General features: G+C 63.8%; 18 protein-coding genes and 1 pseudogene. 12 read left to right on the top strand and 7 right to left on the bottom strand.

All coding sequences use genetic code 11. From position 1 onward, the window contains the following. Positions 1–4: 4 nt before the first annotated feature. Positions 5–1,003 (bottom strand): phosphate signaling complex PhoU family protein, encoded by a 999-nt coding sequence (locus AArcCO_RS06565; RefSeq protein ID WP_259535844.1) that lies wholly within the window; start codon positions 1,001–1,003, stop codon positions 5–7. Positions 1,004–1,325: 322 nt separating this feature from the next. Between AArcCO_RS06565 and AArcCO_RS06570 the strand changes: the two genes are divergently transcribed. The 5 genes from AArcCO_RS06570 to phoU all read left to right on the top strand — a co-directional run bounded on the left by AArcCO_RS06570 (position 1,326) and on the right by phoU (position 5,834). Then, positions 1,326–2,345, top strand: a complete 1,020-nt coding sequence (locus AArcCO_RS06570) for a PstS family phosphate ABC transporter substrate-binding protein (RefSeq protein ID WP_259535846.1) — start codon at positions 1,326–1,328, stop codon at positions 2,343–2,345. After that, on the top strand, positions 2,338–3,252 hold the full coding sequence (gene pstC / locus AArcCO_RS06575) for a phosphate ABC transporter permease subunit PstC (protein WP_259535848.1): 915 nt from the start codon (positions 2,338–2,340) through the stop codon (positions 3,250–3,252). The genes AArcCO_RS06570 and pstC overlap by 8 nt, the downstream gene beginning before the upstream one ends. Then, the gene (pstA, locus tag AArcCO_RS06580) at positions 3,249–4,196 is read left to right on the top strand and encodes a phosphate ABC transporter permease PstA (RefSeq protein ID WP_259535850.1); all 948 of its coding nucleotides are present in this window, start codon (positions 3,249–3,251) and stop codon (positions 4,194–4,196) included. The genes pstC and pstA overlap by 4 nt, the downstream gene beginning before the upstream one ends. Then, positions 4,193–5,065, top strand: coding sequence for a phosphate ABC transporter ATP-binding protein PstB (gene pstB / locus AArcCO_RS06585; protein WP_345780879.1), 873 nt, complete (start codon positions 4,193–4,195; stop codon positions 5,063–5,065). The genes pstA and pstB overlap by 4 nt, the downstream gene beginning before the upstream one ends. Before the next feature lie 94 nt (positions 5,066–5,159). Continuing rightward, on the top strand, positions 5,160–5,834 hold the full coding sequence (phoU, locus tag AArcCO_RS06590) for a phosphate signaling complex protein PhoU (RefSeq protein ID WP_259535852.1): 675 nt from the start codon (positions 5,160–5,162) through the stop codon (positions 5,832–5,834). A 23-nt stretch (positions 5,835–5,857) separates the two neighbouring features. On the opposite strand, the gene AArcCO_RS06595 is transcribed toward phoU, so the two are convergent. Next, positions 5,858–7,072, bottom strand: a complete 1,215-nt coding sequence (locus tag AArcCO_RS06595; protein WP_259535854.1) for an MFS transporter — start codon at positions 7,070–7,072, stop codon at positions 5,858–5,860. 160 nt (positions 7,073–7,232) lie between these two features. Between AArcCO_RS06595 and hmgA the strand changes: the two genes are divergently transcribed. Both hmgA and AArcCO_RS06605 read left to right on the top strand, forming a co-directional pair. Next, positions 7,233–8,462 carry a hydroxymethylglutaryl-CoA reductase (NADPH) gene (gene hmgA, locus AArcCO_RS06600; RefSeq protein ID WP_259535855.1) on the top strand — a complete coding sequence of 410 codons (1,230 nt, stop codon included), beginning with the start codon at positions 7,233–7,235 and terminating at the stop codon, positions 8,460–8,462. A 151-nt stretch (positions 8,463–8,613) separates the two neighbouring features. Then, positions 8,614–9,198, top strand: a complete 585-nt coding sequence (locus AArcCO_RS06605; RefSeq protein ID WP_259535857.1) for a molybdopterin-binding protein — start codon at positions 8,614–8,616, stop codon at positions 9,196–9,198. Here the strand turns inward: AArcCO_RS06605 and ilvD are convergent. Beyond that, positions 9,184–10,923 carry a dihydroxy-acid dehydratase gene (gene ilvD / locus AArcCO_RS06610; protein WP_259535859.1) on the bottom strand — a complete coding sequence of 580 codons (1,740 nt, stop codon included), beginning with the start codon at positions 10,921–10,923 and terminating at the stop codon, positions 9,184–9,186. The genes AArcCO_RS06605 and ilvD overlap by 15 nt on opposite strands. Before the next feature lie 105 nt (positions 10,924–11,028). After that, entirely contained in the window at positions 11,029–11,886 is an 858-nt protein-coding gene (locus tag AArcCO_RS06615; RefSeq protein WP_259535862.1) for an inositol monophosphatase family protein, read from the bottom strand. Between the two features lie 124 nt (positions 11,887–12,010). On the opposite strand from AArcCO_RS06615, the gene AArcCO_RS06620 reads away from it, so the two are divergent. The 3 genes and pseudogenes from AArcCO_RS06620 to AArcCO_RS06630 all read left to right on the top strand — a co-directional run bounded on the left by AArcCO_RS06620 (position 12,011) and on the right by AArcCO_RS06630 (position 14,488). Further along, positions 12,011–13,087: a pyridoxal-phosphate-dependent aminotransferase family protein gene (locus AArcCO_RS06620; protein WP_259535865.1), complete on the top strand. Its 1,077-nt coding sequence runs from the start codon at positions 12,011–12,013 to the stop codon at positions 13,085–13,087. A gap of 80 nt (positions 13,088–13,167) precedes the next feature. After that, a pseudogene (locus AArcCO_RS06625) lies at positions 13,168–13,554 on the top strand (hypothetical protein); the annotation flags it as partial. A gap of 25 nt (positions 13,555–13,579) precedes the next feature. Continuing rightward, positions 13,580–14,488, top strand: coding sequence for a class I SAM-dependent methyltransferase (locus AArcCO_RS06630; protein WP_259535867.1), 909 nt, complete (start codon positions 13,580–13,582; stop codon positions 14,486–14,488). A 39-nt stretch (positions 14,489–14,527) separates the two neighbouring features. Here AArcCO_RS06630 and AArcCO_RS06635 read toward each other — a convergent pair whose 3' ends face one another. Next, complete coding sequence (locus tag AArcCO_RS06635; RefSeq protein ID WP_259535869.1) at positions 14,528–15,997, bottom strand: heme-binding protein; 1,470 nt, start codon at positions 15,995–15,997, stop codon at positions 14,528–14,530. Positions 15,998–16,140: 143 nt separating this feature from the next. Then, positions 16,141–16,548 (bottom strand): IS200/IS605 family transposase, encoded by a 408-nt coding sequence (tnpA, locus tag AArcCO_RS06640; RefSeq protein WP_259534411.1) that lies wholly within the window; start codon positions 16,546–16,548, stop codon positions 16,141–16,143. Positions 16,549–16,592: 44 nt separating this feature from the next. Between tnpA and AArcCO_RS06645 the strand changes: the two genes are divergently transcribed. After that, on the top strand, positions 16,593–17,897 hold the full coding sequence (locus AArcCO_RS06645; protein ID WP_259534412.1) for an RNA-guided endonuclease TnpB family protein: 1,305 nt from the start codon (positions 16,593–16,595) through the stop codon (positions 17,895–17,897). Positions 17,898–18,115: 218 nt separating this feature from the next. Beyond that, positions 18,116–19,081, top strand: a complete 966-nt coding sequence (locus tag AArcCO_RS06650; protein WP_259535871.1) for a hypothetical protein — start codon at positions 18,116–18,118, stop codon at positions 19,079–19,081. 276 nt (positions 19,082–19,357) lie between these two features. On the opposite strand, the gene AArcCO_RS06655 is transcribed toward AArcCO_RS06650, so the two are convergent. Beyond that, on the bottom strand, positions 19,358–20,245 hold the full coding sequence (locus AArcCO_RS06655; RefSeq protein WP_259535873.1) for a 2Fe-2S iron-sulfur cluster-binding protein: 888 nt from the start codon (positions 20,243–20,245) through the stop codon (positions 19,358–19,360). Positions 20,246–20,368: the final 123 nt, after the last annotated feature.

Consider the following 20,368-nt stretch of genomic DNA (forward strand, 5'->3'; position numbering starts at 1 on the left):
ACGGTCACGGCGAGGGTGACGCCTTCTGAAGTGCGGTTTCGGCGATGTTGCCGCCGTAGTCCCCACACCGGGAGACCGAATCGACGATGAGGCCGAGCAACTGTGCCCTCGCGGGATCGAGGTTCCGCAGGTACGAGTCGATCCGTCGAGCGTCCTCGTCGATCCGCTGGACGGCTTTTCGCGCCTCGTTCGCGACCCGGGTCGCAACGTCCCTATCTTCGGAAAACAGCGCGTCCATCGCGTCGTCGATTACCTGTGTGACCTCCTGGCGGAGCTCTTCGAGCGCGTCGAGTATTTCCTCGGGGACCGGTTGTTCCAGTTCCAGGGTGAGGTGGGCGATCTTGGTGGCGTGATCGCCGATGCGTTCGAGCTGTCTGGCGCTCGATTGGTAGTCGAAACAGACCTCCCGGGGGAGTCCGAGCTTTTCTGCGGCCTTCGGGGTCCGTAGCGTCGCCCTGAAGATCCGCGAGACCACGAGCCAGAGCCGGTCGAGGTCGTCGTCGCGTTCGATCACGTCACGCGAGAGGTCCTCGTCGAGTTCCCCGAGTGCGGCGAGGGCGTCTTCCAGCATCGACAGCGCGATCAGCCGCATTCGGGTTACGGCGTTGTGAATCGATAGCTCGGAGGAATCGAGCAGATCCCGGATAACTACTTTGTCCGCCGTCTCCTCGAACACTTCGAGGCCGACGAGACTCTGGACGGCCTCCCTGATCGTGCGGCGTTGCCCGGTCGTGATCCGGCTGCTCTCCAGGATAATGTCGTCGAAGCCACTCACGTACATCGCCGTGACCGCCCGAACCAGTTCCTCGCCGGTTAGATCTGTCACGTCCAGCGTCCCTTCCGTCCGTTGCTCTTCGGTTTTCGGCGTGAGAAACAGCGCGTCACCCTCCGGATAGAACTCCACTTCGCTTCCGGCGCCCACGTCGTTTTCCGTCGCCCAGGACTTGGGAATCGATACCGTGTACGTCGATCCCCCGGTGACCTGGACCTTCCGGGTTTCCATACCGACAGATCCCGACCGAGTATATATAAATGTGTTCAAATATATATCGTTCACAAACCGAATCGTTTCCGAACGGTGGCGATTTCTCGCCGCGTTACCGGCAGTCTTGTCCGGATTACGGTCCGCTACCGACTGCCCGAAAACGGAGACAACGTGTCCCAAACATAGTACTATATAGTTATTATAGTAGAGTATTTAGGTCGTCCTCGCGGACCGGAAACCGATGGAACGGAAACCCCCTGTGGGGGGGAATGGACGGTCGACTACCGGAACTGAGTCTGATTTCAGGTTGTCGGATAGTTCCCGTCGACAGTTCCTTTCGATGGCCGGTGCCTCCGTGGGTGCGCTGTCGGTTTCCGGACTCGCGGGCTGTCTCGTTCGCGGGGAGCCGAGCCACCTCGAAGGACAGATCGTCGTCGACGGCAGCAATACGCTGTTGCCCCACGGTGCCGCGGTGGCCGAGGAGTTCCAGTGGCGCAACAACCGGGTCCGGATCCCAGTTCGCGGATCGGGAACCGGTGCCGGATTTCAGCTGTTCTGTGAGGGTACCACGGACGTCCAGAACGCCAGCCGGCCGATCCTGGGTCCGGAAGACGTCCCCGAGGGACAACGCAGCGAAGTAGAACAATGTGGGCAGGCCGGCGTCGACTACGTCGAGTTCGAGGCGGCGCTCGACGGACTCGCAGTCTGGGTCCATCCGGACAACCACTGGTGTGACTGTCTCACCACCGAGGAACTGCGCCGGATCTGGGAGCCCGGTTCCGAGGTCGAAACGTGGGGGGATATCCGCGAGGAGTGGGCCGAGGAGGGTCACGACGGTGAACTGGACTTGTACGGGCGCGATCCGGCCTCTGGGACGTTCGACTCGTTTACGAAAGCGATCAACGGCGAAATCGGCGCGATCCGGTCGGACTACTCCGCGAGCGCCGACACCAACGTGATCGTCCGCGGCGTTCGCGGGAGCAGAAACGCCCTCGGCTGGGGCGGGCTGGGCTACTACGAGGAGAACAAGGAGGATCTGAAACTCGTCGACGTCGACGACGGCGACGGCTGTGTCACCCCGACACGGGAGACGATCGAGTCGGGAACGTACCAGCCGTTGACGCGGGCGATGTACGTCTATTTCAACGTGAACTCCTTCGAGAAAGAGCACGTCAGGGAGTACGCCCGGTTCTACTTCTCGCCGATCGACGAGCGGGCGGACCGCAGCGACGTCGGCCCCGAAGAGGAACTCGCCTGGACCCAGTGGGCCGCACGGAAGGTCGGCTACTTCGCGACGACCGACGAGTCGGTCCGAGAGGCGCGCGAACGACTGGAGGAGGTGCTCGCTCGCTATGAGTAGCGCCGACCTCACCCGTGCTGGATCGGGGATCGACGGGACGAAAAACCGGCTGATCCGGTACGTGTTCTTCGCGTGTGCCGCGGTCACGGTGTTGACGACCGCCGGGATCATCATCGTGCTCGTCGAGGGCGCAGTGGCCTTCTTCAGGGAGGTATCGATCGTGGAGTTCTTCACGACTGCCGACTGGTCGCCGATCATCCGCCCCCGGTCGTACGGCGTGTTGCCGCTGATCTGGGGAACGATGCTCATCGTGGTCGGGAGCGCGATCGTCGCGATCCCGGTCGGGACGGCGACGGCGGTGTATCTCGCCGAGTACGCCGACCGCCGCGTCCGCAAGATCGTCAAACCGACCCTCGAGGTGCTCGCGGGGATCCCGACGATCGTGTACGGCTTCTTCGCGCTGTCGTTCATCACGCCGCTGCTCCAGCAGTTCTTCCCGGAGACCGGGACGTTCAACGCGGCCGCCGGCGCGATCGTCGTCGGAGTCATGGTGATCCCGATGGTCTCCTCACTTTCCGAGGACGCGATGTCTGCCGTTCCCGACGAACTCCGCCAGGCGGCCTACGGCCTCGGAGCCACCAAATACGAGGTGTCTACCGATGTGGTGATCCCGGCGTCGGTCTCGGGAATCACCGCGGCGTACATCCTGGCAATCTCGCGGGCCATCGGCGAGACGATGGCGGTCACGCTCGCGGCGGGGATGCATCCGAACGTCACGTTCAACCCGCTGGAACCGATCCAGACGATGACCGCCTACATGGTTCAGGTCGGGATCAGCGACGTGTCGGTCGGCTCGATCGGCTACCAGTCGCTGTTTGCGGTCGGCATCACGCTGTTTGCGATGACGCTTTCGATGAACCTGCTCAGTCTCTGGGTCAAGTCCCGATTCCGGGAGGAGTACCAATGAGTGAAGAACCGAGCACCGAACCGGCAGATCCCTTTGCGGGCATCGCCGACGACGTCCACCGAAAACGACTGATCGGACAGGCCTTCGTCGCCGTCTGCCTCGCCTCGACGCTCGTGGGGATCGTCGCGCTCGTTGCACTCGTCGCGGACGTGCTCTACGAGTCGTGGGGATGGGTCACCTGGGAGTTCCTCACGTATCCCCCCTCGCGGTTCGTCGAAAACTACCTGCCGGGCGGTCGAGGGGCGGGGATCTATCCGGCGTTGGTCGGCTCGATCCTGCTGATCGTACTCACTGCCGTGTTCACACTGTTTCTCGGCGTCGGTGCCGCGATCTACCTCGAGGAGTACGCGCCCGACTCCCGGCTCACGAGCTTCATCGAGGCGAACATCGCCAATCTTGCGGGCGTTCCGTCGATCGTGTACGGCCTTCTGGGGCTGGCGCTTTTCGTCCGGGCGGCGGGGCTCGGATCGAGCCTCTTGGCGGGGGCGTTGACGCTTACTCTCCTGATCCTTCCGATCGTGATCGTCTCCGCCCAGGAGGCGATCCGCGCGGTGCCCGATTCCCAGCGCCGGGCCGCCTACGGTGTGGGCGCGACCGACTGGGAGGTAATCCGCGACATCGTGTTGCCGGCGTCGCTCCCCGGGATCATGACCGGGACGATCCTGGCGCTGTCTCGAGCGATTGGGGAGACGGCGCCGATCCTGATGGTCGGCGCCGCGACGTCGATGTTCGTCGCCCCGGTCCGGGACGGACCGTTCGGGCTGCCGGTGCCGGACTTTCTCGGGCCGTTCGCGGCGATGCCGATGCAGATCTTCGACTGGGCTCGGCTCCCGCAGGCGGAGTTCCAGCACGTCGCTGCCGCCGGAATCGTCGTGTTGCTCGCAGTGCTGCTGGGAATGAACGCGACGGCGATCTACATCAGAAACAGGTACGAACGACAATGAGCCAGAACGAATCTACGATGAGCCAGGATCAATCGAACCCGAGTCAGGAACGTGCGACAATGAGCCAGGGGCGGATCGACGACGACATCGATCCCAGCATCGAATCGACGCCGGAGGGCGCCACCGCGATCGAGACCCGAGACCTGGAGGTCTTTTACGGCGAGGAGCGGGCGCTTCACCCGACCTCGGTCCGACTGCCAGAAAAGCAGGTGACGGCGATCATTGGGCCCTCTGGATGCGGCAAATCGACGTTCCTCCGGTGTTTGAACCGGATGAACGACCTGATTGACGTCGCCAGAATCGAAGGCGAGGTGTTGTTCAAAGGAAAGAACGTCTACGACGACGACGTCGACCCGGTGGCGCTGCGCCGTCGGATCGGGATGGTGTTCCAGAAGCCGAACCCGTTTCCGAAATCGATCTACGACAACGTCGCCTACGGGCTGAAGATCCAGGGGTTCGAGGGCGACCTCGACGCCCGCGTCGAGGAGTCGCTCCGCCGGGCGGCGCTGTGGGACGAGGTGAAAGATCAGCTCGGGTCCTCCGGACTGGACCTCTCCGGGGGGCAACAACAGCGGCTCTGTATTGCCCGGGCGATCGCTCCCGACCCGGAGGTGGTGTTGATGGACGAGCCGGCCTCCGCGCTGGATCCGGTTGCCACCTCGAAGGTGGAGGATCTCATCACGGAACTCGCGGAGGATTACACCGTGATCGTCGTCACGCACAACATGCAACAGGCGGCCCGCATCTCCGACAAGACGGCGGTGTTTCTGACCGGCGGTCGGCTCGTGGAGTTCGGCGACACCGACCGCATCTTCTCGAACCCCGAACACCAGCGGGTGGAGGATTACATCACCGGCAAGTTCGGGTGATCGACCGTGGAGGCCGTATCCTGGAGGTGCCACGGACGGAACGGACGAACGGAGACAGCCTTTTGAGTGAGCCGACGACACAGGGAACAACGACATGCCACGCACGGATTACCAGGAGAAATTAACTCAGCTCAGGGAGGACGTGCTGTTCATGAGCGAGGTGGTCGCCGAGCGGCTACAGATGGGACTGGACGCGCTCGCACAGCAGGACGCCGAAATGGGAGAGGAAGTGATCACTCGGGATCACGAGGTGAACCAGCTGTATCTGGAGCTGGAGAAGGACTGTATCGACCTGATCGCGCTTCAACAGCCCGTCGCCGGCGACCTGCGCTTCATCGCCGCCTCGTTCAAGATCATCACCGACCTCGAACGGATCGCCGATCTCGCGACCAACCTCGGAGAGTACGCAAAGCAAGCCAACCGGAGCGTCTTCCCCGACGTCGACGCCCAGCAGATCGGCGCAAATACCCTCACGATGCTGGATGCGGCGATGGAGGCGTACGCGAACGAGGACGCCGAGACGTGTTTCGAGGTCGCCGCAATGGACGACGACCTCGACGAGCTGTGCGAGAAGGCGAGCGAGGCGGTCGTTCGCGAACTCATCCAACAGGAGCGGTTCGACGACGAGACGGAACTCGAGGCACTAATGAACGAGGTTTCCCGGCTGCTGCTCACGATCCGTGACCTCGAACGCGTCGGCGACCACTGCGTCAACGTCGCGGCGCGGTCGCTGTACATGATCGAAAACGACGACGAGTTACTGTACTGAGTCGGACGTCGCTGTTTTGGAACTCACCGTTCGACAAGTGGAAGTCGACTCGAGATCGCCATCAGTACGACCCCGAGCGCTGCGAGCACGAGGAAGGTTTCATCGAAGAACCCGCGATCTGCAGCGGCGCCGAACACGACTGGGCTTCCAGCCCCGACCGCGAACACCAGCGTGCGCAGGATGCCGAACCCCGTCCCCTCGACGTCGTCCGGAAGCGCCCCGACGAGATACGACTCGGTCGCTGTCTCGAACGCGAGCAGCGTCCCCAACAGGATCGAGATCACGACCAGCAGTGACAGGCTCTCGACGAACGGCAGCGCCGCAAGTGCGGCGACAGACGCGACGATCGGGGCCGCCGTGTACCGGACGTTCAGACGATCGTAAAGCGCTCCCGATATCGGGTGGATAACTGCAGTCGAGACGAAGTACAGCCCGAACAGCGCGCTCGCGACTGCCGGAGAGACGCCCTTCCGCTCTATCAGGTACGTCGGATAGAACCCGGTGAACGCCTGCCAGATCGAAAAGCCGACGATCAACACCAGCGTGGCGAGCAGTACTGGGGGGTTTTTGAGTTCTCTGAAGACGTATCGGGCGGTCGCAAGCGAGAACGTGTCGACTGCACTCCTACCGTCGTCCGGCTCGGTGGGAACCGTCACCCACAGTGCGATGGCGACCGCGACGAACGCGGGGATCGCTACTCCGAACCCGAACTGCCAGCCGAGCACCACCGCGATCACGCCGGCGATGGGGGGCAACGCTGCCTGCCCGATCTCCGGGGCGACGTTCGTGATCCCGATCGCGGTGCCGTAGCCGTCGGGATACACCCTCGCGATCGCGGTAAAGCGGGCGATCGCGTAGAAGCCGACGCCGAAACCGAACGCGGCGGTCGCCAGAAACAGCGCGATCGGGGAGCCGGCGACGACGATCAACACGACCGACCCGCCGGAGACGACCATGCTCGCCACGAGCGTTTTCCGCTCGCCGATCCGGTCTGCGAACAGCCCGCCAGGAAGCTGTCCGAACGCGTACGCGACAAAAAGTACCGTCAAGAGCGCCCCCGCAGTCGCGAGGTCCAGCCCGTACGTCGCACGGAGATCCGGCAACAGAACCGGATAGATCGTCCGCGTGCCGATCGTGAGCCCCCAGCCGGCCGCGATCGCAAAGAGGATCGGCCCTCGACCGTCGCTCGCGAGCTGGCGAAGCTGGCTCGCAACCGACGGCAGATAACGGGAGAGCATCGACTGTCCGGATGATGGTCCGGATCCGGGGCGTATCATTATTGACGCCGGACACAGTATTGCCGCAACCGACCCGTCTCTGGCGACGCCCCGGAATCGCTTCCGTTGCCGGCGTCTGGAACCGACAGTTCTTATCCCTCAGCGTAACCACTTACTGGACATGACAGACGTCGATGCCGACGACCTCGCCGACAGCGTTCGGGAGGGGGAGCTCCGGCTCCACGAACTCGAGGAGCACGCCGACGCCGATCTGGCGACTGCTGCCCGACGGTTGCTCGTCTCCGAACAGTCCGGCGCCGACCTGGAGACCATCGGCGCCTACGGGTTCCCGGCCGAAACGGCCGGCCCCAACGTCGAGAACATGCTCGGCGCCGTCCAGGTACCGATCGGCGTCGCGGGTCCCGTCCGGATCCGCGGTGGCGCCCTCGACGACGAGCGGTATCTCCCGCTGGCAACGACTGAAGGCGCACTGGTGGCCTCGGTCAACCGGGGTTGTTCGGTGCTCGACGCCGCCGGCGGGGCCTCGGCTCGCGTGACGAAATCGGGGATGACCCGCGCGCCGGTATTTAAAGTCGAAGACGTCGTCGAGGCGGAGGCGCTCGCAGGGTGGGTTCGCGACAACGTCGAACAGCTCGCAGACGCAGCCGAATCGACGACCAGCCACGGGGAACTTCTCGACGTGACACCGTACGTCGTCGGCGACAACGTCTACCTCCGGTTCCGCTACGACACGAAGGACGCGATGGGGATGAACATGGCGACGATCGCGACCGGGGAGGCGTGCGACCTGATCGAATCGGAGACGGAAGCGTCGCTGGTCGCGCTGTCGGGCAACCTCTGTACCGACAAAAAACCCGCCGCGGTCAACGCAATCGAGGGTCGCGGGCGCACGGTCACAGCGGACGCGATCATTCCCAGGGACGTTGTCGAGTCCCGGCTCCACACGACGCCGGAGGCGATCGCGGAGATCAACACCCGAAAGAACCTCGTCGGCTCCGCGAAGGCCGGCAGCCTGGGGTTCAACGCCCACGTCGCGAACGTGGTCGCGTCGATGTTCCTCGCCACCGGTCAGGACGAAGCCCAGGTGGTCGAGGGGGCGAACGCGATCACGACAGCGCGGACCCGTGGGGAGCCTGGCGAGGCCGACCTGTACGTTTCGGTGTCGCTCGCGAGCCTCGAAGTCGGCACCGTCGGCGGCGGAACGAAGCTTCCCACCCAGTCGGAGGCGCTGTCACTGCTGGGCGTCTCGGGCGGCGGCGACCCGCCGGGGACGAACGCGGACGCCCTGGCGGAGGCGATCGCGGTCGGAGCGCTCGCGGGGGAACTCTCGCTTCTGGCGGCGCTGGCCTCCCGCCACCTTTCGTCTGCCCACGCCGAACTCGGCCGGTGACGAACCACGGGTGAGGGACGTCCAGTGATGAACTCGCGGTGACGGACCCTCCGGGAACCACACTGGCGTTTCGGCACCACAAAAGCAGCTTTATACTGTGCAACGATGCTCATGGAGGTAGCACATCTACCTCCGACTGGAGGAGCCATCTGTGCAGACTGACCCACAACTCGTCGACGACGGTGCGCCGGAGGACGACGGTTCCCGGACGGAACGCGAGGACACACCGTCGAATGGCGAGCTGATCGACGGCGACCCGCGGGAGTCGTACTCGCCCGCGGAGACGCATCCCGAGCCCGATCAGATACGGATCGGTGGGCACGACGACTACGCTCTCGATCGGGCGAGCGCGAGAGAGCGGTTCGAGTGGCGACAGGTCGATTTCTCGACGCGCTGTCACTCGGGAACGCTCATCGAGGGGATCTGGGAAGGGGTGTCCGTCGCTGACGCCATGGACGCGGCCGACCCGTCGCCGGAGACGACTCACGTGGCCCTGGTGGGCGTCGACGGCTACACTCGGTGTGTACCGGTGCTCGCTGTGCTCGACGGGATCGTCGGGTTCGACTGCGTGGACGGGCGGGACGACGGGGCGCCGCGCGTCGTGGCGTCCGGACTGGATTCCCAGGCGTCGGTAATGCGGCTCAGCGCGATCGAACCAGTGTCGCTTGCTCCCGGCGAGGATCCCGGCGAGGTCGAGATCGCACTGCCGGCGGAGGAACAATCAGTCCCGCTTTAGCGCCGGATTGGTGACGGCTCCGTCGGCCGCCGAGCCGAAGTCGCGGGCGAACTTCGCGAGAACGCCGCCCTCGTAGGGTGGGTCAGGCTCTTCCCACGCGTCGCGACGGCGTTCGAGTTCCTCCGAAGACACAGCCACTGAGAGCTCTCGGTTCGGCACGTCGACGGTGACCTCGTCGCCCTCCTCGAGCAGCCCGATCGGGCCGCCGACGGCTGCCTCGGGCGCGACGTGGCCGATCATCGGCCCCCGGGTCCCGCCGGAGAACCGACCGTCCGTCAACAGCGCTACGTCGTCCTCGTAGCCGGCGCCGACGACCGCGGCGGTGACGCCGAGCATCTCGCGCATCCCCGGCCCGCCTTTCGGCCCCTCGTTGCGGATGACGATCACGTCGTCCGGATCGACGTCCCCGTCCTGGACGTACGCCATCGCGTTCTCCTCGTGTTCGAAGATCCGTGCGGGGCCGACGTGACGGAGGGTGTCGTTGCCGGTCGCCTTCAGCACCGCCCCGTCGGGCGCGAGGTTTCCCGTGAGGATCTTGATCGCGCCTTCCGGCTGTTTCGGCTCGTCGACGGTGTAGAGGAACTCCGAATCGAGCTCGTCGTCCTCCGGGAGATCCAGCGTTTCAAGCTCCTCGGCGATCGTCCGACCGGTGACGGTCGCGGCGTCCCCGTGGAACAGCCCCGCATCGAGCAGCCGGCGGATCACGACCGGCACGCCGCCGACTTCGTGGAGGTCGTTCATCACGTGGGCGCCCCCCGGCTGGAGGTCGGCGATCTTGGGGGTTCGCTTCGAGATCTCGTCGAACTCCTCGATCGAGAGATCGACGTCGGCTTCGGCCGCGAGTGCGAGCAGGTGCAACACGCCGTTGGTCGAGCCGCCGATCGCAGTCTGGAGGGCGATCGCGTTCTCGAAGGATTTTCGGGAGAGGATGTCGGAGGGCCGGCGGTCCTCTTCGACGCATTCCAGGGCGAGTTCGCCGGCGCGCTCGGCGACCTCGTACCGTTCGGGGTCCTCTGCGGGCGCCGACGCCGACCCGAGGGGGGCCATCCCGAGCGCCTCCGAGATCGACGCCATCGTGTTCGCGGTGAACATCCCGCCACACGAGCCGGCGCCGGGACAGGCGTTGCGCTCCAGTTCGTCGAGTTCCTCTGCCTCCATCGATCCCTCGGCGTACGCGCCCACGCCCTCGAACACTTGCACGATAGTGACGTCCCGTCCCTCGTGCTGGCCGGGCATGATCGAGCCGCCGTACAGGAACACCGACGGGAGGTCGGATCTGATCGCGGCCATCATCATCCCGGGAAGGTTCTTGTCGCAGCCACCGATCGTGACCAGCGCGTCCATGCGCTCGCCGAACGCGACGAGTTCGACGGAGTCGGCGATCACCTCGCGGGAGATCAGCGAGGCTTTCATCCCCTCTGTGCCCATCGAGATGGCGTCGGAGATGGTGATCGTCCCGAACTCGATGGGCATCCCGCCGGCGTCGTCGATCCCGTCGATCGCGGCGTCGGCGACGTCTTCGAGGTGGACGTTACACGGCGTGATGTCCGCAGCGGGGTTCGCGACCCCGACCATCGGCGAGGAGAGGTCCTCGTCGTCGAACCCCATCGCCCTGAACATCGATCTGTGGGGGGCACGCTCTGCGCCCGTCGTCACGTCGCTGCTCGGCAGCGACGGGTCCTTTTCGCCGGCGAACCGCTCGCCGGACGACTCTCGGTCGTTCATATCAGTTCGGACGGGTCCCGGGGGGTTAAAAACCATCGGCCCGGCAGGGATTGCGCGCACGCCGACGTGATGACACTCCACGTGGCTACGGATCGCTCCACGTGGCTACGGATCGATCGTCTGTGAAGCCTCGAGCACGTGGTCGTGGACGCCGCCGTTCGAGGCGACCAGCCCGCGGGAGTCGTGTCGCCACCGGCCCCCGTCGAGATCGGTCACTCGGCCGTCGGCAGTGCGGACGAGGTGGACGCCGGCGACGGAATCCCACGGGTTGCACAGGACGTTCGTGATCACGCCGTCGAGCGCGCCGGCCGCGAGCATCGCAAGCTCCAGCTGGGCACAGCCGACGCGCCGGAGGTCGCCAAACCGGGTGACGATCCCCTCACAGGCGCGGGTGTACTCGTCGCGTCGGTCGAATCCCCACCACACCGTCGGCGCGACCGCACACGTCTCCGGGTCGGTTCGGCCGCTCGTTTCCATCCGGGTTGCCCCCGGGAGCCCCGCGAGGTCGCCGGAGTCTGCTGTCGCGGAGACGAGTCCCGCGTCGATCGGCCCCTCGAAGGAGACGGCAGTCCGGCCGTCGGCGAGGTACGAATCACCCAGGGCTGGGGCCTCGACGGCGGCGGCGACCGGTTCGCCGTCGACGACCGCCGCGACCGCGGTGACCCAAAACGGGATGTCGCGGACGTAGTTGTTCGTCCCGTCGATCGGATCGACGATCCAGGCGGCCCCTTCCTCGGGCACTGTCTTCTCGGCGTCGCCCTCCTCGCCGACGATGGCGTCCTCCGGAAACGTCTCCCGGATGGCGTCGGACACCGCTGCCTGTGCGTCCCGATCGGCAGCGGTGACAACGTCCGTCTTCCCGCCTTTGTTCTGGACGTCGATTCCCGTCCGGAACCGCTCGTCGGCCACCGAGGCGCCGGCCCGTGCGGCCCGCGCGGCGACCGCGACCCGTGGCTCGCTCATACGGACTGTTCCTTTCGCCCCCATCCTGAAGCCGTCGATCCACACTACGGTTCACCCCACCGGCGTCTCGCACCCGTCCCGTTCCCACGGCAGCGTTTAAGCCACCGGAGCCGAATCCGCCCGTATGCTCATGACGCCGGGACCCACGGAGGTCCCGAAACCGGTCAGGGAGGCAATGGGAGGCGAACTGATAAACCCGAACGTCGATCCGCGGTTCCGAGAGATCTATCGGGAACTGACCGAACAGCTGTCGAGGGTGTACGGAACCGGGGACACCGACCACCAGGTCGTCGTCCCCGGCGGGGAGGGGATCCTCGGGCTGGAGGCGTCGATCGCGTCGCTGGTCGAACCCGGAACCCGGGTACTCTGTCTCTCGAACGGGCTGTACGGCGACGGGTTCGCCGATTTCGTCGAGAGCTACGGCGGGGAAGCAACGCTCGTGTCCGCGCCGGATACCGAGCCGCTCCCGATTGAGGAACTCGAACGCCGGCTGCAGGAGGATACCTTCGAGGTCGCGACGATGGTTCACTGCGAGACGCCGACCGGGACACTCAACCGGATCGAACCCGCACTCGATCTGCTCGCGGAGCACGGCGTTGTCACCGTCGTCGATGCCGTCTCCTCGCTCGGGGGGACGCCGGTCCCGACCGGGAAAATCGACGTCTGTCTGGGGGCCTCACAGAAGTGCTTCAGCGCACCGCCGGGACTCACGACCGCCGCAATAAGCGACGCCGCCTGGGAGGGCATGGAAGAGCGGGACAACCGATCGCTGTACACGAACTTTCTGCCGTGGCGGGACACCGACGAGGAGTTCCCGTACACACACCTGACGACCGAAGTCGTCGCGCTCCGGAAGTCGCTCGAACTGTTGCTCGAGGAGGGGCTCGAGTCGGTCTACCGCCGTCACGAGCAGGCCGCACGGCACTGCCGCAAGCGCGGGGCCGAACTCGACCTCGAACTGCATCCCGACGCGGGCGACGGTCGGACTGCAGCAGAGCGGAGTTCGCCGACCGTTACGGCGTTTTCGGTACCGAACCGCGCCGAGGTGATTCAGCGTCGGCTCCGGGAAGATTACGACATAACGGTCGCGACTGGGCTGGCGAGCCACGCCGAGGACGTGATCCGGGTGGGGCACATGGGCCATAACGCGCGCGTCGAGAAAGTCGACCGGACGATGGACGCGCTGGCTTCTGTCCTGTAGTCTCGACGCTGGCTTCTGTCCTGTAGTCTCGACGGCGATATCTCGGTGGCGCAAACGACAACAGTGATGACGCCCCGGACGCAATAACCGATATGCTCGAACGGCTCCTGCACGCGTTCGGCTACGCGTTCGCCCACCTGCTTTTCTTCCGGGCCGAGTCACCGGACGCGATCGTCCGGCGGCTCCGGCTCGCCTACCGACTGGTCGGCGTCCGGATCGTCGAAACGCCCCGGATCGACGACGTTCGCCGGACGGTCTTTCTGTGTCCCTACCGGAACCTGGCAGCGGGTCGGTTCGGCGAGAAGTGGCTGTGCCACGAGAAGCTCGACCGGGTCGACGACGGGTACGTGACCTTCCTCCGCCGGCACCGGGACATCGATTACCAGCGGCCCCAGTGCTGTAGCGAGCTGTCATACTGTGCGGACTCGGAGTACTGTTACTCCGAAGTGTCCCGATTCGAAACGTGAGCGGATCCTCAAAAAGGGGCCCAGAATGACGGATCCGGATCTCGCCCGGCGGATCGCCGACCAGTTCTCCGGTCGGGGGAAACGCGCCGACATCTGGCGAGGGTTCGACGCCTTCCTCGACACCGACGCGTTCCTCAACCTCGGATACTCTCCACGATACGGCAGCCACCTGCTCGGGTCGCCCCAGGACAGGCTCGCGAACCTCGTCGTCGCGGAGGTAACCCGTCACCACCGTCGCTCCGAGCCAGACGGGCGTTCCGCGACACGCGCTGGAACACTTCTCGACGTCGGCTGCGGCCGAGGGGGTCCGACATCCCGGCTCGCAGAACAGACGCCCTTCGACGTCGTCGGTATCGATCTCGTCGCCGAAAACGTCTCGCGGGCCCGAAACGCGTCTGCCACCCCCGGGAAGGGAGCCGAAACCGGTGTCCCGTCGTTTCTGATCGGCGACGCGACGAGGCTCCCTTTCAGGACCGGGGCGTTTTCCGCCCTGGTCGCCGTCGATTCGCTGGTGTACGTGCCGGCGATCGAACGGGCGTTCGACGAGTTTTCGCGTGTGCTTTCCGACGGCGGCGTCGGCGTCGTCTCTGACCTCGTCGCCGACGGGGGTGGCGACGTCCCCCCCGACGTGCTCGACCGGTTCGGCGAAGCGTGGGACATGCCTCGTCCACGACAACAGGAGGCGTATCTCTCGGCAATGGCCGACCGCGGGCTCCGGGTTCGGCGGGTGAATGATCTCACCGACAACAGCGTCGGACGGTTCCGCAAGTGGTCGCGACTGTATCTCACAGTCGCCGACGGCCCGGCGGGGGACGTGCTGGAACGACTCCTGCGCCGGGAGGGACTCGACCCGGACGCCGTCACTGAACAGGTGCGGGCCGCACACCGGGCGTTGCCGGCGCTCCGGCACGTGCTGGTGTCGTTCGAGCGGTAGAATCCGGACAGCGATTCCGGAGATCTCAACCCCTGCAGATCAGGCCAGGAAGACGTGCCGCGGTCGGTCTGCGAGCACGTCCCGCCCCCAGTCGACGGTGTCTCGGAACGCGTCCGAGCGGAAGAACTCCATTGCGTCGTCTCGGGAGCGCCACTGGCTGGCGATGAACGTGTCGTTTTCGTCCTCGACGTTGACCATCAGGTCGGTGTCGTGGTGTCCGTCCATCTCGGCGAGCATGCCGCCGACGGTGTCGAACTTCTCGAGGAAGTCGTCCCGGTGTTCCGGCTTGATAGTGTAGAACATGCCCATTGTTCCGAAGCCGGACTCTTCGCCCGCCCGCGAGACGATTCCGGGGAGTTCAGACAGGAACCCGGCTGCAGTCTCTGCTGCGGAGTTGGTTTCCCAGATGCTCACGACCGCGTTGCGGTCGCGATCGCGACCGCGGTAGACGGCGGTTTTGACGTGCGTGTCGTAGTGGTCGAAGTTGGCCCGGAGACCGTCGACCTCCTCGAACAGCTCCTGGGCGTCCGTCTCGGAGTACAGCACCGTCGCGTAGACGTCCTCGCCGTGGGGCTTTCCGGCGTAGATGTTCATTTCCTCGAGTTGACCACGGATGTCGTCGGCCTCGCCGGTCTCGTCGTGGGCCCTCTCGGCGTGAGTGCCCTCGTCGTGGGCCCTCTCGGCGTGGCTTCCTCCGTGGGCGTGGCCGCTTTCGTTTCCGTGTTCGGCGGTGGGAACCTTCGCGCCCTCGAGGAACGCTCCGAGGTCGCTCGGCGGGAACCGCCTGCCGACGTAGAAGTACGGGAACTCGCCGTACAGCGAGGAGGCCTCGTCGAACCGCATCTCGTAGACGATGTCCTTTAGATGGACCGGGTCGTCGGCAAACAGCGTGACACCCCATTCGTGGTCGTCGAGTCCGACCGATGAGGCGACAACCTGCGAGACGTCGCCGGCGTACTTGCGGCCGAACTTCCCGTGGCCCTCCATCAGCTCCGCGCGCTCGTCGAACGACAGCGCGTACCAGTTGTACTGTTCCCCGCGCCGCTTGTTCATCGGATAAAAACAGAGGTACTCGTTTTCGGGGATGTCGGGTTCGAGCTTCCCCTCGATGTATCGTCGCAACCCCTCGTTGGTCTCTTCGGCGTCCTCCTTGAAGTAGTCGTCCGAGACGTACCCCGACACTTCGGTCACCGAGACGTACGACGTCGACCGTTCGGTAAACTCGGCGAGTGCGGTCGTCTCGAACCGCCGCTCCAGTGCCGAGAGGTCATCGAGCGTGGGCCGGAAATGGAGAACGAGGAGGTCGGTTTCGTGCCCCATCATCGAGAACACCGCCGACTGTCCGTCCTCGGCATCGGCGACGGCTTCACACTGCTCGAGGAACGCCTGCCCCTCCTCTATCGCCCGTGTTCGACGCCGTTCCGGCGTCTCCTGCCAGCGCTGCCAGTCGATCGTCCGGAAGTCGTGGAGTACGTACCAGCCTTCGTCGGTCTGGGGTGGCTCTACCATGGACTCGGGTACGGACTGGAACTGTTTGGCTTTTGTGAGTCTTCGCTCTGCATCAGTTGGGGTTTTCGAATCGAGATCCGCCGGTGATCTAAACGAAAAGCAGCGCGAGTTCCCCGCCCCACCGTGGGCGGGGGTGAAGCGCGTCACTCCGCCGCGTGTTCCGTCTCTTCGATATACCGTTCAACCACTTCCTCAGACATCGCTCCCGTCGTCCCAACGTAGTATCCGACTTTCCAGAATCCGCCACCCCAGAAATACGACTCTCGAATCTCGGGGTACCGTTCCAGCAAGTGCTTGCCAGAGTACGACTTGAATTGCCGAGCGATGTTCGCAGGGCTGTACTTCGGGTCTGTTTGCACGAACAGGTGAACGTGGTCGTCTGCAATCTCCAAGGCGAGAATCTTGTGACCGAAGTGGTCAGCAGTCTCACCAAACAACTCCCGCACATCGTCTTCAACTACGTTGAGAACCGGATGGCGGTACTTTGGACACCACACGAAGTGATACTTACAGGAACTAACCGAATGTGCATGACTACGGTATTCTTCCATCTTGAATCCCTATATTTATGACAGTCTGGAACGAGTGTCAAAGCATGGGTGAAGAAGCCACAAAGACGATTCAGACGCGCCTTCACATCGCGTCTGGTGAGCGGTCGTGGCTTCACGACGCCCGCCTTGCATCACGCGAGATATTCAACGACACCATCAGCCTCACACAACAGGGCCACACGCGCACTGAGATACAGAACGAGGTTGACCGCGACGACTTCTTGCGGAACAACAAGTGCGCGGTCGTCGGCAAAGCCCTCCAAACGTGGGACTCATACCAGTCACTCCTTAACTGGTGGGAAGAACAGGATGATCCTGATGGAGGCAAGCCAACGCCTCCGAGTACGGACAAATCTGGTGCGTATCCGGTCGTGATGGCACACACGGAAGGCTACCGCCTCACCGTAGATGAAGACACGAACCGCGTCCAGTTCCGCATCAGCCCGAAACCCTACAAGAAGGTGAAAGGACACCTACGCGGCGGCCCAGATGCGATGGACGAACTTCGAGACGCTATCACGTCGGATGAAGTGGATGTTGGGCAGGCCGAACTCCTGTACCGCGATGGCGTGTACTACCTACACGTCACGGTCACACGCGAGTTCGACGTGCCCGACCCCGACACCAGCGACACGCTTGTTGGCGTGGACATCAACGAGCGCAATATCGCTCTCACCGCCCTCGACCGCGACACGATGCGGACGAAGGGCACGCTCGTCCTCGACTACGGACGAGTCAAGCAGGAACGCCAACGCTACCACACCATCACGAAACGCTGTCAGGAACACGGTAAGACGAGCATCCACCGGAAACTCGGTGACAAGGAGGAGCGGTTCACCGAGTGGGTGTTGCATCGGCTTTCCCGTGCTGTCGTGGAGTTCGCAGAGCAATTCTCGACTCCGGTTATCGTGTTCGAGGATATGAGCGGCATCCGCGACGAAATCAAGTACGGGACGTATATGAACCGCCGGTTGCACAAACTGCCGTTCCACAAGTTCGAGAAGTTTGTCTCGTACAAGGCGACGTGGCAAGAGATTCCCACGGACACAGTGGACGCTTATTACAATTCGCAGACGTGTTCGTGCTGTGGTGAGCGTGGCAGTCGGCAGGGACGGCGGTTCCGATGTGCGAACGACGAGTGTGATGTGACACAAGACCACGCCGACCGGAATGCGTCTGTGAACATTGCATGGCGCGAGAAGGCGAAATTCGACGGTAACACGACGAATTACCGGACTCACAAAACCCAGCCACAGGTTCGGTTGGTGCGTCTGTCCGGGTCGGGACGCGTAAGCCGCCCACCCTCATCCCGCTCGCTTGCCGAGCAGGGAGTGCTACTGCACGGCTGAGGGAACTACAAAAGCCTCGGGCCACCGCGCCCGAGGTTGTTTACGTGGTTGTTGCCTACTATCTGCCCCCGGAGCTCGCACTGACATCCATTATACAAGGAGTTCAACGTTCCCGGCCTGTGTATAAACAACTGTATAATTAATCTCTCGAATTTGCTTATAAACAATTGTATATTCGACACGACTTTATTAACCTTTGAAATCGAAACATGAGTGTGATGCCAGGGGATAGCCCAGCGGTTGACGAGGAGAGTCGAAACCAGACAACTGACAGCAAGGGCCGCGTTTCGACGCAGCGTCGGGCGGTCCTGGCGGGGACGGCCGGCTTCGCGTCGGTTGCGCTGGCGGGCTGTGCCGGCGAGGAGGAGCCGACGCCGGAACCGACACCCGAACCGACGCCGACCGAGGAACCGACGCCGGAGCCGGAAAACTACGTCGTCACCGACGACATCATCGCCGGCTCCGCGGGCGTCCCCGAAGGCGCTGGCGGCTTCGCACAAGCGTGTTCGCCCCAGCGGCAGTTCATTCCCGGAATGCAGCCGGTGTTCAAGGTCGGCATCTGGGACCCTGCCACGGGCGACATCGTCGGTGACGACGTCGTCGACGAGGCTACCGTCGAGATCGACGGTGGACCGTCCATCGAACTCGAGTGGTCCGAGGAGGATCAGTACTGGGACAACAGCTGGATGGTTCCGGACGACTGGGAACCCGGAACCGTCACCTACGAAGTGGAGGTCACTAACGAAGGCGAGTACCGCAACGTCGGCATCCTCGAAAGCGAATTCGAGGTCATCGAGTTCGACGATCCGAAGAACTACGTCGTCACCGACGACCTGCGGACATCCAGCGACGGGATCCCGGACGACGCACAGTTCGTCTCCTCGTGTGGTCCCTCGCGCGCGTTCGTGACGGGAATGACGGTGATCTTCGACATCGGCGTCTACGACGGCTCCACTGGCGAACCAGTGGGTACCGACGTGGTCGACGAAGCGACGCTCACGACGGATCGGGACTTCTCGGCCGAGCTCGAATGGGACGATGAAGACCAGTACTGGCAGACCACGTGGGAGGAGATCCCGGACGACGAAGAGCCCGGTACGGTCACCTACGAGGTGGAAATCACCAACGAGGGCGAGTTCTACAACGTCGGCGTGCTGGAAAGCGAGTTCGAGATCATCGAGTAGAACTACTCTCTCGATTCGTCCGGTCCCGACAGAACAGCAGCGGAACCGCGACTTTTCTTTGAAGGGTTTCGATAGCTCCCGGTCTCGACGTTGGTCGGGTCGATACTGCCGGCTGGCGGCTACGGAAACAGTGCGGGTCGCCAGGGGACAGTCGTTACCCGCAAATGTAGATTACAGGTTATCTGTAATAGCAGTTTTGGTGTGTGTCCCGGTATCAGTCATCGAAGATAGATCGAGCGCCTCCGAAACGACAAGGCAACGCGCGACCGAGGCAACTTACTCCGGGTTCTCGTCGATCGAGAAGTCCGCGCGAGGATAGCTAACGCAGGTGAGAAGGTAGCCGTCCTCGATCTCGTCGTCGTCGAGATACTGGTTGCCGTCCATCTCCTGGACCTCGTTGGCGTCGCCGTCGGTTTTGGCCTTGCACTGCCCACAGACCCCGACTTCACACTGGTAGGGAAGGTCGAGCCCCTCATCGAGGCCGGCATCCAACAGTGTCTCGTCCTCCGAGATGTCGAGGGTGGCTGCGTTGTTCTGGAACTCGACTGCGTGCGTGGCGTCATCTTCCTCGTCGACGTCGTCCCAGATGTCGTCGCCCTCGTCCGGATTGGTGTCGACCGGAAAGTCCGCGCGGGGATAGCTAACGCAGGTGAGGAGGTACCCCTCGGCGATCTCGTCGTCGTCGAGGTACTGGTTGCCGTCCATCTCCTGGACTTCTGTGGCATCGCGGTTGGTCTTGGCCTTGCAGACGCCACAGACGCCGGACCGACACTGGTTGGGGAGGTCGAGGCCCGCCTCCTCGCCCGCTTCCAACAGGTTCTCGTCGTTCGGGATGTTCACCGTCGTCTCCTCCCGGAGGAAATCCACGTCGAACGCCTGGGCTTCGTCAGGATCGTCGTCGTTCGGATCTTCGTCGTCGTCCGGATCCTCGCCGCCGTCCGGATCGGTGCCGGGCTCAGCGTCCGGCGGATCCGAACGACCGACGTACCGCTGGTCCTCGGGGAGCTCGAACATTCCGAGACAGCCTGCGAGCGCAACCGTTCCACTGGCTGCCGCTGATTTCAGGAGGAGTCGGCGTTTCGTCCGGGGACAGTCACTGCCGTCGCAGCGTTCGGAATCTGGGGCTTCTTCGGAGTGTTGCCGTCCGTGATCGTCGCTGCTCATACGAACACAGTCTACTCCAGACGATATCAGATCTAGTAAAGATTATGAAGACATTTAAATAACTCATTCGGGATCGGTGCCACCGCGAAGAAACTGACACCGAAAAGCTCGTCAGGATTCTGT

It is taken from the genome of Halalkaliarchaeum sp. AArc-CO (assembly GCF_024972735.1).
In the GTDB taxonomy this organism is placed as follows: Archaea; Halobacteriota; Halobacteria; order Halobacteriales; family Haloferacaceae; genus Halalkaliarchaeum.

Excerpts from the sequence above, each read along its gene's own strand:
- AArcCO_RS06615 (WP_259535862.1), bottom strand. The coding sequence starts at position 11,886 with ATGAGCGAGCCACGGGTCGCGGTCGCCGCGCGGGCCGCACGGGCCGGC.
- pstC (WP_259535848.1), top strand. The coding sequence starts at position 2,338 with ATGAGTAGCGCCGACCTCACCCGTGCTGGATCGGGGATCGACGGGACG.
- AArcCO_RS06650 (WP_259535871.1), top strand. The coding sequence starts at position 18,116 with ATGCCAGGGGATAGCCCAGCGGTTGACGAGGAGAGTCGAAACCAGACA.
- AArcCO_RS06595 (WP_259535854.1), bottom strand. The coding sequence starts at position 7,072 with ATGCTCTCCCGTTATCTGCCGTCGGTTGCGAGCCAGCTTCGCCAGCTC.
- AArcCO_RS06565 (WP_259535844.1), bottom strand. The coding sequence starts at position 1,003 with ATGGAAACCCGGAAGGTCCAGGTCACCGGGGGATCGACGTACACGGTA.
- ilvD (WP_259535859.1), bottom strand. The coding sequence starts at position 10,923 with ATGAACGACCGAGAGTCGTCCGGCGAGCGGTTCGCCGGCGAAAAGGAC.
- AArcCO_RS06655 (WP_259535873.1), bottom strand. The coding sequence starts at position 20,245 with ATGAGCAGCGACGATCACGGACGGCAACACTCCGAAGAAGCCCCAGAT.
- pstB (WP_345780879.1), top strand. The coding sequence starts at position 4,193 with ATGAGCCAGAACGAATCTACGATGAGCCAGGATCAATCGAACCCGAGT.
- phoU (WP_259535852.1), top strand. The coding sequence starts at position 5,160 with ATGCCACGCACGGATTACCAGGAGAAATTAACTCAGCTCAGGGAGGAC.
- AArcCO_RS06570 (WP_259535846.1), top strand. The coding sequence starts at position 1,326 with ATGGCCGGTGCCTCCGTGGGTGCGCTGTCGGTTTCCGGACTCGCGGGC.
- pstA (WP_259535850.1), top strand. The coding sequence starts at position 3,249 with ATGAGTGAAGAACCGAGCACCGAACCGGCAGATCCCTTTGCGGGCATC.
- tnpA (WP_259534411.1), bottom strand. The coding sequence starts at position 16,548 with ATGGAAGAATACCGTAGTCATGCACATTCGGTTAGTTCCTGTAAGTAT.
- hmgA (WP_259535855.1), top strand. The coding sequence starts at position 7,233 with ATGACAGACGTCGATGCCGACGACCTCGCCGACAGCGTTCGGGAGGGG.
- AArcCO_RS06620 (WP_259535865.1), top strand. The coding sequence starts at position 12,011 with ATGCTCATGACGCCGGGACCCACGGAGGTCCCGAAACCGGTCAGGGAG.
- AArcCO_RS06645 (WP_259534412.1), top strand. The coding sequence starts at position 16,593 with ATGGGTGAAGAAGCCACAAAGACGATTCAGACGCGCCTTCACATCGCG.
- AArcCO_RS06635 (WP_259535869.1), bottom strand. The coding sequence starts at position 15,997 with ATGGTAGAGCCACCCCAGACCGACGAAGGCTGGTACGTACTCCACGAC.
- AArcCO_RS06630 (WP_259535867.1), top strand. The coding sequence starts at position 13,580 with ATGACGGATCCGGATCTCGCCCGGCGGATCGCCGACCAGTTCTCCGGT.